We start from the raw sequence: 16,316 nt of genomic DNA, 5'->3' as shown, positions 1-16,316 counted from the left end.
CCCGGACCGGTCAGCACGACATCACTCGTGCTCACGGGCTTAACAGCGAGTTAATTGTGGAAGCATTGGGCCCGACATGGCCCCGAGTGTTTCTGCAATTCCAGACCGTCCCGACCGAGCTGCTGCGGGAACCGCAGATCTGCGCACCGCTGTTCGGCAGCTGCTGGACCCGTCACTGCCCTGGCGCACCATCGCTCTGGGCGCGCTCGGCTCGGTGCTGATGCTGGGCGGCTCCTTCGGCGCGGGCGGCACGCTCGTCAGCGATCCGCTGCTCGGCACCGGACCGCTCTCCGCGTGGCGTTTCGGCCACGGCCGAGACCTGGCCACCGCGGTCGTCTACGCCGGCTTCGCGCTGCTGGTGTGGGCTTGGGTGCGATTGGGGCGCGGAGTGCTCGCGCACCTGGTCAACGCCCGAGCCGTGCTGACAGCTGCCGCCGCCTGGATCACCCCGATGCTGGTAGCCGCTCCGCTGTTCACCAGGGACGTCTACAGCTACCTGGGCCAGGGGCTGCTGGCGCTGCACGGGCTCGACCCCTACCTGTTGGGGCCAGCCGTGCTCACCGGCCCCATCCCGGAGAACGTCCATCCGGTCTGGATGACCACACCCGCCCCGTACGGGCCGCTGTTCATCGGCATCGCGCAGGTCCTCGTGCTGCTGGCCGGGGAGAACATCATCACCGCTGTGATCCTCACCCGGTTGGTGCTGCTCTGCGGCCTGGTGCTGCTGGTCTGCTCGCTGCCCGGATTGGTGCGCCACCTCGGCGGCCGGCTACCCGTGGCGCTGTGGCTGGCCGTTGCCAGCCCCATGACCGTCGTCCAACTGGTGGGCGGACCGCACAACGACCTGCTGGTGGTGGGGCTGCTGGCAGGCGGAACGCTGCTGGTGCTGAACGGGCGGCACGGCAGCGGCATCGCCGTCGTCACCCTCGCCATGGCCGTCAAAGCCACGGCCGGCCTGGCCCTGCCGTTCCTGGTGTGGGTCTGGGCCGCGCGGCTGACCGGGCCTCGCTGGGAGCGCTTCTTCCGCGCTGTGCTTCCCGCGCTGAGCATCTTCGCGGTGGTCTTCGGGTCCGTCATGCTGCTCACGGGGACCGGGCTGGGGTGGCTCCCGGCGCTGTCCGCACCTGGGCTGATCATCAACTACCTGTCGCTCCCGACCGCCTTCGGGCAGTTCCTGCACAGCTTGGCAACGGTTTTCCTGGACGTCGGGATGGGACCGTTCGTGGAGGCGGGTCGACTCATCGGCATCCTCGTCCTCGTCGCGTTCGGCGTGTGGAACTGGTGGCAGGCCCGCGATGGCGGCGCCGGAGCAGTGCGCCGGGCCGCAACAGTGCTCTTCGCCGCCGCACTGCTCTCCCCGACCGTGTTGCCGTGGTACTTGAGCTGGGGAATGGCACTGGCCTGCGCGCTGCCGTGGAAGCCACGGGCCATGTCCTGGGTCGTCGGGGGCACCGTGCTGCTCACCCTGGCCTACTACCCGGACGGCGAGCAGGCCATGTACAACGGGCCGTTCGTCGCGGTGAGCATCGCCGCCGCCCTGCTGGCCGCCGGTTCCCTGCTCAAGCACGACCCGCTGGGAGCGCGCTCCGCGTTGCAGTCGCTCGCTTCCAAGAGGTGAGCCGCGAAACGAAGGAGGGCCCGGGACTTCCCGGGCCCTCCTCGTTCGCTCGAAGCGGTTCAGCCGCGCAGCATCTCGGCGATCAGGAACGCCAGCTCCAGCGACTGCTGGGTGTTCAGCCGCGGGTCGCACGCGGTCTCGTAGCGGCCGGCGAGATCGGTGTCGGAGATCTCCTGAGCACCGCCGAGGCACTCGGTGACGTCCTCACCGGTCAGCTCGACGTGAATACCACCCGGGTGGGTGCCCAGCGCGTGGTGCACCTCGAAGAAGCCCTGCACCTCGTCGACCACCCGGTCGAAGTGCCGGGTCTTGTACCCGGTGCTGGACTCGTGGGTGTTGCCGTGCATCGGGTCGCACTGCCAGATGACCTGGTGACCGGATGCGGTGACCTTTTCCACGATGGCCGGGAGCACGTCGCGGATCTTGTTGTTGCCCATCCGGCTGATCAGAGTGAGCCGACCGGGCTCGTTGTTCGGGTCCAGCCGCTCCACGTACTCCACCGCCTGCTCCGGCGTCGTGGAGGGACCGATCTTCAGCCCGATCGGGTTGGAGATCAGCTCGGCGAACGCGATGTGCGCGCCGTCCAGCTGACGGGTCCGCTCACCGACCCACAGGAAGTGACCGGAGAGGTCGTACAGCCGCGGCGTCTGCCCGGAGGTGTCCAGCCGGAGCATGGCCCGCTCGTAGTCGAGCACCAGGGCCTCGTGGCTGGAGTAGAACTCCACGCCGTGCAGGCTGCTGTCGTCCACGCCGCAGGCGGCCATGAACCGCATGGCGCGCTCGATCTCAGCGGCCACCGACTCGTAGCGCTCCCCGGCCGGGGAGTTCAGCACGAAGTCCTTGTTCCAGTCGTGGACCTTGGTCAAAGCCGCCATGCCGGCGCTGGTGAGCGCCCGGACCAGGTTCATGGTGGCGCTGGCGTTGGCGTAGGCCCGGATCATCCGGGACGGGTCGTGGCGCCGCGCCTCCTCGGTGGCGGCGAGCGAGTTCACCATGTCACCGCGGTAGGACGGCAATCCCATCGCATCGGTGTCACTGGACCGCGGCTTCGCGTACTGCCCGGCGATCCGCCCGACCTTGACCACCGGCATGCTGGCACCGTAGGTGAGCACCACGGCCATCTGCAGCAAGGTCCGGATGTTGCCGCGGATGTGCGGTTCGGTGTTGCCGGCGAAGGTCTCCGCGCAGTCCCCGCCCTGGAGCAGGAACGCCTCCCCACGGGCGACTGCGGCCAGGTGCGAGCGCAGCCGCTCCACCTCGGCGGGCACGGTTACCGGCGGCACGCTTTCCAGTACCTTGCGGACGCTGAGTGCCTGCTCCGAGTCCGGCCACTGCGGCTGCTGCACCGCTGGCCGAGCCAGCGCGTCGTCGAGCTGTTCACGCAGCTGCGGGGGCAGTGGCGGCAGTTCCGGGAGCTCGTCCACCGGTACATCAACGGTCCAGTTCACGCCTCCCAGAATAGGGGGGCGGTTCTGGCCATCCGCATCCGCCCGGCCTCGTCCCAGAATGCGGTACCGCAGCCAGCTTCGATTCAGCAAGCACCGCGGGAGCCCCAGGCCCGATGCCGCGCTGCTCAGCGGAGGCCCGGGCGCAAGCCACCCCTCGACCCGGCGGAAGAGGTGACGTCGGTCGCACCAGCCCAGCTGCCCCTTACCGCTCGGCGCGGACGGGGGGGCAGTTCGCCGTCGCGACGTCCACCACCCCGGGCCCCGCGGAGCGCACCGGACGCACCTCCGGTGGGCTGCGCCACGAGCCGCTCAGCCGAAGAGGACTTCAGCTTCGGCGTAGCGCTCGACCGGAACGGTCTTCAGCGACGCGGTGGCATCGCGCAGCGGAACCCGCACGATCTCGGTTCCGCGCAGCGCGACCATCGTGCCGAAGTCGCCGTCGGTCACCGCATCGATGGCGTGCAACCCGAAGCGGGTGGCCAGGACGCGGTCGTAAGCGGTCGGGGTGCCGCCTCGCTGCACGTGCCCCAGCACCACAGCCCGGGATTCCTTGCCGGTGCGACGGGAGATCTCGTCGGCCAGCCAGTTGCCCACTCCACCGAGCCGGACGTGTCCGAACGCGTCCCGCTCACCGGTGGCCAGGATCGCCTCACCGCCCTCCGGGACGGCCCCTTCGGCCACCACGATGATCGGGGCGTACTGCCGCTGGAAGCGGCGCTCCACCCAGTCGCAGACCTTCTCCACGCTGAACGGCTGCTCCGGGACCAGGATGACGTTGGCCCCGCCGGCCAGCCCGGAGTGCAGGGCGATCCAGCCGGCGTGCCGCCCCATCACCTCGACCACGAGCGCCCGGTGGTGCGACTCCGCGGTGGTCCGCAACCGGTCGATGGCTTCGGTGGCGATGTGCACCGCGGTGTCGAAACCGAAGGTGTAGTCGGTGGCGTCCAGGTCGTTGTCGATGGTCTTGGGCACTCCGACCACGGGCACGCCTTCGGCGAACAGCTGCTCGGCGACCCCGAGCGTGTCCTCGCCGCCGATGGCGATCAGGGCGTCGATGCGGTGCCGCTGCAGGACCGCTTTGAGCCGGCCAACACCATCCTCCACTTTGTACGGATTGGTCCGGGAGGAACCGAGGATGGTGCCACCCCGGTTGAGGATGTCCTCGACCGAGTCGAGCGTCAGCGGAGTCGTCAGGTCCTCCACCGGGCCGAGCCACCCGTTCCGGAAACCGATGATCTCGTGCTGGTGGACCGAGATGCCCTTCCGCGTGACAGCACGCAGCACAGCGTTCAGCCCGGGGCAGTCACCACCACCAGTCAGCACTCCGACACGCATTCCAGCCGGCATCTCCGCCGCCTCCTAATGTCGCCGCCACCCCTCCTCTGACGTCGAACAGCCTGACACGGACTGGATCGGTGCAGCAAGCATTTGACTACAGCAAGTAGCCGCGTTTCATGCGAACTTCCTCTATCACCTTCCAGCGCTCCAAGTTGTGCCGAGCGTCCGCCAGTGCGTCGTGGGCGTTCTCCGGGGCCGCCGGCAACTTGGGCTTGCCCACGTCCTCCCAGCGCTGCCGCAGGTCACGGGTGAACTTGGGGATCCTCGACGGCAACGCCGGCATCGGTCCCCACAGCTGAGCCAGGGCCACGTGGTCGTAAGCGGCGTACCACGCCCAGAGCTCGATCTCCTCCTCGCCCCGCTCCGTCAGGAAGGCGTACAGGTCCTCTCGGATGCGAGCGCGCGACCGCCACGCCCGATCAGAGGGGGGCGGTAATTGCGGCAGCACATATCGGCGGACCCACGGCCCCGCCCGGTTTTCGTCGAACTCCGTAGAAACCGCGTAGAACTCGCGGCCGGACTCGTCGACCATCCCTATCGACACGAGATCGATAGTGCGTCCGTCCTCGATGAACTCGCAGTCGTAGAAAAACCGCACCGGGCAAGAGTAGGTAACGCGCCGTCCGCCGAATTCGCGGGCCTCAGCTCGCCCTGCTGTCCGGGATCCGCTCGGCGTCCCGGGCCCGCTCCTGCGGGGAGCGCCACCCGGCCACGTGCTTCCCCTTCGCGGCCATCTCGTCCTTGACCTTGGCCGCGTACACGTCGACGTACTCCTGACCGGACAGTTCCATCAGGGCGTACATGATCTCGTCGGTGATCGACCGCTCGACGAAGCGATCACCAGCCATGCCCTCGTACCGGGAGAAGTCGAGCGGCTTGCCGACCTTGACGAGCACCTTGTGCGGCCGCCACATCCGGGAGCCGATCGGGTTGACCTTGTCGGTGCCGAACATGGCGATCGGGATCACCGGCACGTTCGCTTCCAGCGCCATCCTGGCCACGCCGGTTTTCCCCTTGTACAACCGACCGTCCGGCGAGCGGGTCCCCTCCGGGTAGATCCCCAGCAGCTTCCCCTCCCGCAGCAGCCGCACACCGGTGTCCAGCGCGGCCTGCGCCGCCGTTCCGCTGGAACGGTCGATGGGCACCTGGCCCACACCGGTGAAGAAGAGCTTCTGCAGCTTGCCCTTGACACCGGTTCCGGTGAAGTACTCGCGCTTGGCCAGGAAGGTCACTCGCCGCGGCATCATCAGCGGCATGAAGAAGGAGTCGGCCACCGCCAGGTGGTTGCTCACCAGAATCGCCCCGCCGCGTTCCGGGACGTTCTCGACACCCTCTATTCGCGGACGGCAGAACAGCTTCATCAAGGGGCCGAGCAAGATGTGCTTCAACACCCAGTAGAACAATGTGCTGCCGCCTCCCAATTACTACACGTCTGCCTGCTCAGGTTACGCAGCGAGCAGATGCGGCACAATGCAGATCTGCTCCACAACGCAATTTAGCGCCTCACCGCGCGGCGGTGCGTGCGACGATGGGACCGTCAGGCAGAGGCCGGTGTCGTTGGGAGGCTGCTGTGCCGGTTCGTTCCAGTGCTGCTGAACCATTCGCGCACGACGGGACGAGCGGCACCGGGGTCCTGCTCTGCCACGGTTTCACCAGCACCCCGCAGAGCATGCGCGACTGGGCCGAGCACCTCGCCGCGGCAGACTTCACCGTCCGCTGCCCGCTGCTGCCCGGTCACGGCACCAGTTGGCGAGATCTGAACCGAACGAAGTGGACCGACTGGTACGCGGCGGTCGCCCGCAGTCTCGACGAATTGCGCAGCAGTTGCCGGTCGGTGTTCGTGTTCGGGCAGTCCATGGGCGGCACGCTGACCTTGCGGTTGGCCGAGCAGAACCCGGACATCGCCGGGATCGTGCTGGTCAACCCGTCGGTGACCACCCTGCGGCGAGGAGCTGCCCTGCTCCCGGTGCTGTGCCGGGTGCTGCCGCGGCTGCCCGGGATCCCGGGTGACATCGCCAAGCCGGGCAGCGAGGAGATCGCCTACCGCTGGTTGCCGCTGAAGGCGATGGCCAGCCTCCAGCAGCTCTGGAAGATCGTGCGGCAGGACCTGCACCGGATCGAACAGCCGGTGCTGCTGTTCCGCTCCGCGGTGGACCACATCGTCGAGCCGGTCAACTCCGAGATCGTCCTCACCGGAGTGCGCAGCACCGACAGTGCGGAAGTCGTGCTCCCCAACAGCTACCACGTCGCGACCCTGGACCACGACGCCCCGGAAATCTTCCGGCTCAGTGCCGAGTTCATCCAGCGTGTGCTGCAGCGAACCGCGGAGGAAACCGCATGACCCCCCGCCGCGACAACCCCGATGGGCCGGAGGACATCAACGCCGCCTTCGCCGAGATCATCGCGGACTTGGAGAAGGACGAGACCTTCGCCCAGCGGGTCAGCGACGCGGAGGCGCGCCAGCGCGCCGACGAGGGCAAGGCCCCCGACACCGCCCCGGAGGACGGCCCGGCGGCCGAGGCGGGCGCGGGCGAGGACGAAGAGCACTTCGTCCCACCCGAGCCACCACCGCTGCCCCGACCGCAGCCGGCGACCCTCCTCGGCGTCGCCGTCATCCTGCTGGGCCTGCTGGTCCTGGTGTTCCCGCAGCTGGCCGGCCCGGCGGCCGGCATGACCCTCCCGCTGGGGCTGTTGCTGATCAGCGGTGGCATCGGCTGGCTGCTGTTCCGGCTCCGGCAAGGCCCCGACGAGCCCGACGATGACGACGGCGCTCGGGTCTGATCAAGCCAGATGCGGTTCGCCGGCCAGGACGTGCTCCCGCGCCAGCACCGCTGCCCCCACCATTCCGGCCTTGTCGCCCCAGCGGCCGACCCGCACCCGGGCCAGCGGGCGGTGGCCGGCTCCGGTGACGGCCGCGGCGTAGTGCTCCCGAGCCGAACCGAGGAACAAGTGCGCCGACTCGCAGACCCCTCCGGCGATCACCACCACCTCCGGGTCGTAGACGTCGGCCACCAGCGCGAGCCCCTCGCCGAGCCACTTGGCCAGATCGGCCATGGCCAGCTGGGCGATCGAATCACCGGTCTCGGCCGCCTGGGCCACCTGCACGCCGGTCAGCTTCCCCGGCTCGATCGCCGCCAGCACGCTCGTCTCCTCCGGATGCGCGGCCAGCAGCTCGGTAGCGGTTTCCACCAGGGCGGTGCCGCTGCAATAGCGCTCCCAGCACCCGTGCTTGCCGCACGGGCACTGCCGCCCGCCCGGCACCAGGCGCAGGTGCCCCAGCTCCGGGGCGACCCCGTAAGCACCGCGGAAGACCTCCCCGTTGAGCACCAGCGCGCCACCGATGCCGGTTCCGATGGCCACCAGGGCCGCCACCTTGGCGCCGGCCGCCGCGCCCAAGCGCTGCTCGGCGACCGCAGCCGCATTGGCATCGTGTTCGAGGAGCACGGGAACGTCCAGGCGTGCCGCGAGCTCGTCCGCCACCGGCACGTGCCGCCAGTCCAGGTGTGGCGCGAAACGCACTATTCGGCGGTCCTCGCTGACGAATCCGGCGACCGCCAGTCCTACCGCCGCAACCGGGTAGCGATCAGCGAGCGCACGTACCGTGTCGGCAATGGCCGAATTTAACTCCTGGCCGGTGCGCGGCGTCCGAGCACGACGGGTGTCCAGGATGCGCCCGTGCGCATCCACCACGCTCGCACGCACGCTGGTCCCGCCTACGTCAACTCCGATGGTCAGCACTAAAGCGCCTCGACTCTGTCGTTGAGAACTTGGCCGTTGACCCGGCGCACCGCGATGTGCTGCACCTTGGTCGGCGCAGTTCGCTCTTCAGCAGCTTCCTCGGGCCGGGAGCGCTGCGGTGCTGCGGACGGGTCGGTGAGCAGTTGGCGGAGGGCCTGCAGGAAGCCGGCGAGCTGCTCGGCCACCCGGCCGGTCAACTCCGGTCGCTGACCGCGCAGCAGCCCGGCGGCCGCGCAGATCGGGCACCAGCCGCAAGCCCCCGAGCCGCTGTCGACTTCGCCACCGGCGCAGCCGCGCAGGTAGTCCTCCGCGCGGAGCGCGAGCGCGTCGAGCAACTGCCGGAGCTCTTCGAGCAGCTGCTCGTGCCCGGTCTCGTTCCGAGTCTGCTCCACCAAGCATCACCGCATCCACAGTTCCGGGTCGGGCTGGAACCCCACGGTCAGTCCGTCCTCGCCAGCGACCGCATCGACGACGACGCACCTGCGCAGCACAGCAGGCAGGGCGATGAGCCGGCGCCGACCGTCAACAGTGATTGCCAGCTCGTCGCCTATCCGGGCCAGGGCGAGGTCAGCGCCGGAATGCAGCGGCAACGCAATGCGCAGCTGGTATCGGGAGTCCAACTCCCGTCCACCGCCGACGACCTCCATCGCTGGGGCCGTCCCCTCGGTGCGCAGCGGGTCCGCGTCACCGTACAGCTCCGCCCCCAGCTCCAGCAGCGCATCGACGCCCACCGGCTCGCTGGCCCGGTGTTCCACGACGCGCACCGGCAGATGTGTCGTCTCCCGCAGAGTATCGAGAATCCTCTGCTGCTCCCGACGACGGGTGCGCAGCCAGTGGGCCGCCGCACCGCGGGCGGAGCCCGGGTCGGGCACCACCCGGTTGACCACCAAGCCGTCCACCCGGATCTGTTGCAGCGCGAGCGCGGTGAGGGTCCTGCGGGTCTCGGCTGCGACCACGGCTTCGGGCGTGAGCACCAGCCGGACGCTGGCCCCCGGGGCGGCCAGCATCTCGCGCAACCCGGTCAGCCGTTCGGCCAGTCGTCCCAGTGCTGACGCGACCGAGTCCCAGCGCTCCACGTCGTCGCTGCGGGCCAGGGTGGCCAGCAGGCCGCGCACTGCTCGCCGGTGCGCGGGGAAGAGCCGCTCCAAGTAGTTTGCCAGGGCCTCGGGCAGCGCCAGCAACCGCAGCGTCTCGGCGGTGGGGGCGCAATCCACCAGCACCGCGTCCCACTCCCCGCTGACCGCGAGCCGGTGCACCTCGGTCAGGGCGAGCAGGTCTTCCACCCCGGGCAGCACGGTGAGCTCTTCGGCGGCGACCTCCTCCACCCCTGCCCCTTGCAGGAGGGTGCGCAGGTGCTCGCGGAGCTCTCCCCACGCGTCGTCGACCAGGGAGCGGGTGTCGACCTCCGCCGCGTGCAGCGCCAGCCCCTGACTGCTGGAACGCACTTCCGCCGGTTCCGCACCCAGCGCCACCCCGAACGCATCACCCAGTGAATGCGCTGGGTCGGTGGACACCACGAGCACCTTGCCGCCCCGGCTCGCCACGTGAGCGGCGGTCGCCGCGGCCAAGGTGGTCTTGCCCACCCCGCCCTTTCCGGTGAACAGCAGGATCCGCAATTGTCCGTCTCTGCGATCTCAACGATTTCCTTCGACCCGGCGCTTGAGTTCCTTCAAGGCCGTGTCCATGATCATTTTTTCGGCTTTGCGCCGGAATAAACCGATCATCGGAATCGTCAAGTCCACCGCCAGACTGTAGGTGACTTCCGTGCGGTTCTCGTCCAGCGGCTTGAGCCGGTAGGTGCCGTGCTGCGCTTTCTGCACCTGGCCCTCGACGAGGGACCAACTGACGGAAAGCCCGTCCGGAGCCCACTCGTAGACGTTGACGTAGGTGTCCTTGACCACCCCAGCGTCCAGCACGAAGCGCACCTTCTCAGCCGTCCCGTCCGGTTTCCGCTCCAGCACCTCGGTCTCCTTGACCGCGGCCGCCCACTCCGGGTACGCGGCGAAGTCCGCGATCACTTCCATGATCGGGGCCGCCGGGGCCTCAATGACGATGGACTGGGTGGACTGATCGACCATGCGCGCAGATTACCGCTTGCCCAGCTGAACAGCGTCGTCCGGAGCCGCCGTTTCGAGGATTTCACCACTCGATCACGTACGGCCGACCGGTCTGCTTGAAGTGGCCGACGTTGACGCACTCGGTGCGGCCCAACCGGACCCGCCGCGCCAACGGCTGGTGCACGTGCCCGAACAACGACCACCGCGGTTGATCTGCCCGGATCCGCTCGAGGAGCCGGGTCGAACCGTGCTCGGGACGCTTGGCGACCACGTCGTAGGTCAGGTCGGCGACGGCCGGCGGCAGGTGCGTGCACAGCACGTCCAGTTCCGGAAGCTGGTCGACGAGCTCGTCGTACTCCTCTTCCGGGCGGATGTTGGGCACCCAGGCGGAGTCCCGGCGCAACTTCCCCCCGGGAGGCAGGACCGTGCCGCCGACGAAGCCGAACCGGAGCCCGCCGATGTCGACGGCATCGCCGTCGAGGACGTGGATGCCGGATCGGGCGAACTCCGGCCACAACTGCGGCATGTCCACGTTGCCGGGGGTGGCGTAGGTGGGAGCGGGCATCGCGCCGAACAGCTCGGCGTACTGCTCGCGGACCGCTTCCTGCAGCACCCGGGCCGGGTCGCTCAGGCTGGCCCACAAGGAACGCGCGTACGCTCCGATCTCGGCACCGCGTCGACTGCGCCGCAGCTCGGCGAACTTGGCGACCTTCTCCGGACCGAAGATGCGGCCGAGGATGCCCTTGCTGTGGTCCCGGTAGTCGACGAGATCGACGAGGTCGCCCAGCACGATGAGCGCATCCGCTCCGTCGCCGGCGCGCTTGAGGTCCTCGGCGTTGCCATGGACATCCGACACAACGTGGACGCGCAAATCCGCTCCTTTGCTGTGAACTACAACGGCCACCCACAAATGAACCTACTGCCGGGGCTCCGGTGTGCGGCAGAGTCCGTTCGTACCCTTCGGTGTGATCCAGTGCGGAGCACACCGGCGGCCGCTGGGCGCAGTTGCTGAACTGTTCAAGAAAGAGGCCGGCATCCGCACCCCGGGACGAGCGTGGCAAGCTCTCCAGGTTGGACTGCTCATGCCGGACAGGTTTCTGACCAGTTCCTGTCCAGTGTGCTGCAGTGCGATAACGGGGACTACCGCCTGGTAACTATCGGCGTTAGGTTGTGCCCCACAACGGCGTGTTTTCGGAGGTTTCGACGTGCGAGAGTACAGCGCACCTGCCACCACGGGCGTGGCCGACGACGAGAACCTCACCGACATGGTGTGGGCGAACGCGGAGCGCTTTGGGAGCACGGTGAGCTTCCGGCGCCGGGTGGATGGCACCTGGGTCGACGTAACCGCCGCAGAGTTCGCCGCACAGGTGCTCGCCGTGGCCAAGGGAATCGTGGCCGCCGGCCTGCAGCCCGGTGACCGGATCGGGCTGATGTCCCGCACCCGCTACGAGTGGAGCCTGCTCGACTTCGCGATCTGGTCAGCGGGCTGCATCCCTGTTCCGATCTACGAGACTTCGTCGTCCGACCAGGCGGAGTGGATCCTGAGCGACTCCGGCGCCAAAGCGGTCATCGTGGAAACCGACACGCACCGCGCCGAGGTCGAGAAGGCCCTCGAAAAGCTGCCGGAGGTCAAGCACCTGTGGCAGATCGAACAGTCGGCGAACGACGGCAAGTCGGTCGTCGAGGAGCTGACCGCCCTCGGAGCCGACATCGCGGACCGAGAAGTGCACGAGCGCCGACGCGCGGTGCGCGCTGACGACACCGCGACGCTGATCTACACCTCCGGCACCACCGGCCGCCCGAAGGGCTGCGTGCTGACCCACCGCAACATGCTGGCCGAGGTCCGGGCGGACGTGGCAGCGTTCCCGCAGCTGCTGCGGGACGGCAACTCCATGCTGATGTTCCTGCCCATGGCCCACGTGCTGGCCCGCGCCATCGCGGTGTGCTGCGTGTACTCCCGCGTCACCCTGGGGCACACGGCCAACATCAAGAACCTGGTCGCCGACCTCGGCACCTTCCGCCCCACGTTCGTGCTCGCCGTGCCCCGCGTGTTCGAGAAGGTGTACAACACCGCCAAGCAGAAGGCCCACGGCGAGGGCAAGGGCAAGATCTTCGACGCGGCGGAGAACACCGCGGTCGCCTACAGCCAGGCCCAGGACACCGGCGGCCCCGGCTTGGGGCTGCGGCTGCGGCACCTCGTGTTCGACAAGCTCGTGTACGGCAAGCTGCGGGCAGCGCTCGGCGGACGCTGCATCGCCGCGGTGTCCGGTGGTGCTCCGCTCGGCGAGCGGCTCGCGCACTTCTTCCGCGGCATCGGCGTTCCGGTGCTGGAGGGCTACGGTCTCACCGAGACGACCGCGGCTGCCGCGGTGAACGTGGAAGGCGCGTTCAAAGTGGGCACCGTGGGTCGACCGATCTCCGGCACCTCGATCCGGATCGCCGAGGACGGCGAGGTGCTCATCAAGGGCGATGTGGTGTTCCGGGAGTACTGGAACAACCCGACGGCCACCAAGGAAGCCCTGGAGGACGGCTGGTTCCACACCGGAGACCTGGGCTCGCTGGACGAGGACGGTTTCCTGCGGATCACCGGCCGCAAGAAGGAGATCATCGTCACCGCGGGCGGCAAGAACGTCGCCCCGGCGGTGTTGGAGGACCGGCTGCGAGCGCACCCGTTGATCAGCCAGTGCATGGTCGTCGGGGACAAGAAGCCGTTCATCGGTGCGCTGATCACACTGGACCAGGAGTTCCTGCCCAACTGGTTGGCGAACAAGAACCGGCCGAAGGACACCCCGCTCTCCGACCTGGTCAACGACCCGGAACTGCTCAGCGAGATCCAGCAGGCCGTGGACGAGGCCAACAAAGCGGTCTCCCGGGCCGAGCAGATCAAGAAATTCCGCGTGCTGCCGACGGACTTCACCGAAGCGACCGGCGAACTGACGCCGAGCCTGAAGCTGAAGCGGAACAAGGTCGCCGAGAACTACGCCTCGGAGATCGAAGCGATCTACTCCTCGTGAGGCTGCCCGCACCACGGCGGAACCGGAAGCTGTCCGGTTCCGCCGTTTCTTCTTCCGGCTTCCTGCACTGAAAACCGCCCACGAAACTCCACAGTGCACTTCGCGCACCCCGGGAGGCCCCACCGCGCCGGGGAACCGCGGTGGAAACGACGGATCCTCTCCGAAACAACACGGGGCGGGAGCCGACAGCTCGGCTCCCGCCCCGTTGAGCGGAGTTCGGTCCAGCTCAACCGGCGATGCGCCGAATGGAGTTCACCGGACCGATCTTCTCGTAATCGACCACCTTCACCACGTCACCAGTGGTCGGCGCGTGCACGGCCTTGCCGTTGCCGACGTACATGGCCACGTGGCTGACCGGGCTGTAGTAGAAGATCAGGTCACCCGGCTTGAGCTCGCTGGCCGAAACGCTGCGCCCCTGGTTGACCTGGGTCTTGGTGGAACCACCGATGGTGACCCCGGCCTGCTGGTAGGCCCAGTACATCAGCCCCGAGCAGTCGAAGCTGTCCGGTCCCTTCGCCCCCCAGACGTAGGGAGCCCCCTGTTTGCTCAGAGCTGCGTTGACCGCTTCGATCGCAGCGCCGGAACCCGCGATGCTGCCGAAATCGGTGCTGCCGTCGGTGATCAGCGAGGCCTGGTCGATGCCGGACAACTCGGCATAGCGCTCCTCGACCTCGGCGATCCGCTCTTCCATCTCCTCGGTCTTCTTCTCCAACTCCTCGGAGATGCGAGCGGCCTCCGCCTCGGCCTTGGCAGCTCGGTCGCGCGCCTGCTGGGCCTTCTTCTCCGCGGCCTCGGCCTGCCGAGTCGCGGCAGCCAGCCGCTCGACCGCTTCGTTGTTGTCCCTGGCCAGGACTTCCAGCGCCGAAGCGCGGTCCAGGAAGTCGCTCGGGTTCTCACTGACCAGCAGCGCCGATAACTTGTTCAGCCGAGCACCTTGGTAGGAGGCGTTGGTGAGCCGGTCGACCTGGCCGCGGAACCTCTCCTCTTCCGCTCGAGCCTGGTCGGCGACCTGCTTGGCCTGCTCCGCCTCCTGCTCCGCCCGTTCCAGCTCGGCTTTCTTGGCCGCGTGGTCGTCTTCGGCCTTCTTCTTCTCCTCGGTCAGCTGCTCCGCCTGGTGCGCCAGTTCACGGACCTGCTGAGCCGCTTCCGAGGCAGTGTCGGGAAGTTGCGGGTCTGCGAGAGCCGGCGCGGTTGTCATACCAACAGCGGCAGCAACCGCGGTAGCGGTCAAAGCTCCCCGCAGAGAGCGCTTAAGTCGGTGCGACTCCACGTCGCGACTGCTCCTTCTTTCTCCTCCGACCGCCTACTGAAACTGAGCACAGAACACGGGCGCGCAATGCCGTGACCCCCTTGCGGCATTGAAACCGGACGCCCGGCACGGCTCCGGTTCGGCTCCCCGACAAGCCGATTCGGCGGTGACTCGCGGGCTGCCCCTGATGAGCAGCTGATCACCGCGAAGTCTTCGCCAGGTTACGAAAGGCGAGCAGCACTCGTCCAGAAGCAGGTGCGAATTTTGTACAAAAATGCACAAGATCTCTAACAGAGGAACACCATGCGCTTACTGTGAGCAGCTTGGCGTTTCATTAGCTCTTTCTACCCAGCGCTTTCACTCGTCCAGGGAGAGAAGCGCCCGGCCTGAAAATCACTGTGAGAAACTGCACACCCGGCCGGGCCCGAGGGACGACGAAGATCACCAGTCCGTGTCAGATGCGGGCCAAGCGGCTGAGCAGAACCGCCGAAGAAACCGTGTAGGCCCCTCTCCGCCGCACCGAAGTGGCCACCTCCCGATCCGAACTGGCGACCACCAATTGGCGCCCCCTCGGCTCCGCCGAAACCAGATCGCGAATGACGTCGTCAGCCTGCACACCCGGCTCGCTGAACAGCACCCGCACCCCCCGCGGAGCAGCGGTGCGCACCCCGAGGACATCAGCGCCGTCGAAGACCACGGTCACCTCCGCGCCGGTGCGGGCCGCCAGCGCCGCCAGCTGATGCGCCAACCGGTTCCGCTGATCGGCCAACGGCAACTCCGGATAACCGGTCTTGGTGACGTTGTAGCCGTCGACGATGAGGTGAACCGCGGGCAGCGCGAGCAGCCGATCCAGCCTGCTCGGGTCAGACGCTTCCCGGTCCTCCCCGGGATCCGCCCGAACCCGCTGCACGATATCGGCGGGCCGCGGCCCGCTACCGGTCGCGCCGAGTTCCCGGCGCAACCCGGAAACCGCCCCCTCCAGGGTCTCCAACAGCAAGGACAAGCGGACCTCGTCGCCCTGCCGCGCTTCCCGCGCCGACTGCCGAGCAATCTCCACCTCGGCCGAAGCCCGGTCCGCCCGCTCGCGCTCCTCCAAGACCTTCGACTGGGCCCGATCGCGTTCCGCGGCCAGGCTCGCCGCCAACTCCTCGCTCTCGGCTCGGACCCGTTCCAACTCGCTGCGGGCCTCCGCAGCTGCGTCCTTCGCCTCCTTGAGCCGAACCCCCTGCTCGCGAAGCCGCTTGCGCAGCTTGTCCGCCTCCTCGTGGCCAGCGCTGCCCGCCCGCTCCGCGGCGGCCTTCGCCTCGGCCAGCTCCTTGCGGAGATTCTCCAACTCCGCGCTCATGCGCTGGACCCGAGCCAACGCGGCATCGCGTTCGGCGCGCAACTGGCTCCGCTCCGTCCGGTAGCTCACCAGCTCCACGTAGTGCGCAGCCGACTTCGCCCCGGTCAGCAACCCGGCCACCGCCACCACCACCGGATCGCTGTGCTCCAGATCCAGCGCCTCCGGTCGGTGCGTGCGGCACCAATCCAGCACCGCGGTGCGGAACACCGGGACGTCCCGCAGCGCGGACACCAGCGCCGCCTGGCCCAGCTTCGCGCGCTTCGTCGAGGCGAACCGCACCACGGGACGCAGCGGCGCCGGGATGTCCACGGGCCGCATGTCGTCCAAGGAATCCGCCGCCAGCTCGGCCAGACGCTGCCGGACCGGGCCGGGAAGCGCATCCCACACGGGCACGCCAGCACCCGTCTGCTGTGCACTGTCCTCAGCAGACCCCTTCGCTGGTGGATCACCGGATCCACGGTTCGCTGCCACTCCCACAGGCTAATCGTCACCTCGGTGGGACAACGCAC

15 protein-coding genes are annotated in these 16,316 nt (G+C 68.4%); 4 read left to right on the top strand and 11 right to left on the bottom strand.

All coding sequences use genetic code 11. The annotated features are described in order from the left end of the window. Positions 1-76: 76 nt before the first annotated feature. Positions 77-1,618: a polyprenol phosphomannose-dependent alpha 1,6 mannosyltransferase MptB gene (gene mptB / locus SREC43747_RS0102555; RefSeq protein ID WP_168156618.1), complete on the top strand. Its 1,542-nt coding sequence runs from the start codon at positions 77-79 to the stop codon at positions 1,616-1,618. A gap of 59 nt (positions 1,619-1,677) precedes the next feature. Here the strand turns inward: mptB and SREC43747_RS0102550 are convergent, their stop codons facing one another. The 4 genes from SREC43747_RS0102550 to SREC43747_RS0102535 form a co-directional block, all read right to left on the bottom strand. Beyond that, positions 1,678-3,066 carry a class II 3-deoxy-7-phosphoheptulonate synthase gene (locus SREC43747_RS0102550; RefSeq protein ID WP_029719591.1) on the bottom strand — a complete coding sequence of 463 codons (1,389 nt, stop codon included), beginning with the start codon at positions 3,064-3,066 and terminating at the stop codon, positions 1,678-1,680. 309 nt (positions 3,067-3,375) lie between these two features. Next, positions 3,376-4,401 (bottom strand): 6-phosphofructokinase, encoded by a 1,026-nt coding sequence (locus SREC43747_RS0102545; RefSeq protein WP_029719590.1) that lies wholly within the window; start codon positions 4,399-4,401, stop codon positions 3,376-3,378. 97 nt (positions 4,402-4,498) lie between these two features. Next, positions 4,499-5,002, bottom strand: a complete 504-nt coding sequence (locus SREC43747_RS0102540; RefSeq protein ID WP_029719589.1) for a polyadenylate-specific 3'-exoribonuclease AS — start codon at positions 5,000-5,002, stop codon at positions 4,499-4,501. Positions 5,003-5,045: 43 nt separating this feature from the next. Further along, positions 5,046-5,807 (bottom strand): lysophospholipid acyltransferase family protein, encoded by a 762-nt coding sequence (locus tag SREC43747_RS0102535; protein WP_029719588.1) that lies wholly within the window; start codon positions 5,805-5,807, stop codon positions 5,046-5,048. Positions 5,808-5,932: 125 nt separating this feature from the next. Here SREC43747_RS0102535 and SREC43747_RS0102530 point away from each other — a divergent pair, with 125 nt between their 5' ends. Together SREC43747_RS0102530 and SREC43747_RS0102525 are read left to right on the top strand one after the other, a co-directional pair. Next, positions 5,933-6,745: an alpha/beta hydrolase gene (locus SREC43747_RS0102530; protein ID WP_051387606.1), complete on the top strand. Its 813-nt coding sequence runs from the start codon at positions 5,933-5,935 to the stop codon at positions 6,743-6,745. Further along, complete coding sequence (locus SREC43747_RS0102525) at positions 6,742-7,185, top strand: hypothetical protein (RefSeq protein WP_029719586.1); 444 nt, start codon at positions 6,742-6,744, stop codon at positions 7,183-7,185. The genes SREC43747_RS0102530 and SREC43747_RS0102525 overlap by 4 nt, the downstream gene beginning before the upstream one ends. Here the strand turns inward: SREC43747_RS0102525 and SREC43747_RS0102520 are convergent, their stop codons facing one another. The 5 genes from SREC43747_RS0102520 to SREC43747_RS0102500 all read right to left on the bottom strand — a co-directional run bounded on the left by SREC43747_RS0102520 (position 7,186) and on the right by SREC43747_RS0102500 (position 11,070). Next, positions 7,186-8,142, bottom strand: a complete 957-nt coding sequence (locus SREC43747_RS0102520; protein WP_029719585.1) for an ROK family protein — start codon at positions 8,140-8,142, stop codon at positions 7,186-7,188. After that, positions 8,142-8,534, bottom strand: coding sequence for a hypothetical protein (locus SREC43747_RS0102515; protein WP_029719584.1), 393 nt, complete (start codon positions 8,532-8,534; stop codon positions 8,142-8,144). The genes SREC43747_RS0102520 and SREC43747_RS0102515 overlap by 1 nt, the downstream gene beginning before the upstream one ends. Positions 8,535-8,540: 6 nt before the next feature. Next, on the bottom strand, positions 8,541-9,758 hold the full coding sequence (locus SREC43747_RS0102510; RefSeq protein ID WP_029719583.1) for an ArsA family ATPase: 1,218 nt from the start codon (positions 9,756-9,758) through the stop codon (positions 8,541-8,543). Positions 9,759-9,776: 18 nt separating this feature from the next. Continuing rightward, positions 9,777-10,220, bottom strand: coding sequence for an SRPBCC family protein (locus tag SREC43747_RS0102505; protein ID WP_029719582.1), 444 nt, complete (start codon positions 10,218-10,220; stop codon positions 9,777-9,779). Between the two features lie 61 nt (positions 10,221-10,281). Then, positions 10,282-11,070, bottom strand: a complete 789-nt coding sequence (locus SREC43747_RS0102500; protein WP_029719581.1) for a metallophosphoesterase family protein — start codon at positions 11,068-11,070, stop codon at positions 10,282-10,284. A 334-nt stretch (positions 11,071-11,404) separates the two neighbouring features. Between SREC43747_RS0102500 and SREC43747_RS0102495 the strand changes: the two genes are divergently transcribed. Continuing rightward, positions 11,405-13,213, top strand: a complete 1,809-nt coding sequence (locus SREC43747_RS0102495) for an AMP-dependent synthetase/ligase (protein WP_029719580.1) — start codon at positions 11,405-11,407, stop codon at positions 13,211-13,213. Positions 13,214-13,439: 226 nt separating this feature from the next. Here SREC43747_RS0102495 and SREC43747_RS0102490 read toward each other — a convergent pair whose 3' ends face one another. After that, positions 13,440-14,411, bottom strand: a complete 972-nt coding sequence (locus SREC43747_RS0102490; protein WP_081722393.1) for a C40 family peptidase — start codon at positions 14,409-14,411, stop codon at positions 13,440-13,442. A gap of 505 nt (positions 14,412-14,916) precedes the next feature. Then, complete coding sequence (locus tag SREC43747_RS0102485; protein ID WP_029719578.1) at positions 14,917-16,200, bottom strand: NYN domain-containing protein; 1,284 nt, start codon at positions 16,198-16,200, stop codon at positions 14,917-14,919. Positions 16,201-16,316 lie beyond the last annotated feature (116 nt).

Origin of the sequence: Saccharopolyspora rectivirgula DSM 43747, assembly GCF_000497205.1 — a bacterium.
GTDB lineage: Bacteria > Actinomycetota > Actinomycetes > Mycobacteriales > Pseudonocardiaceae > Saccharopolyspora > Saccharopolyspora rectivirgula.
The sequence above is the reverse complement of the archived record's forward strand: the minus strand, read 5'-3'. Positions and strand labels throughout refer to the sequence as shown.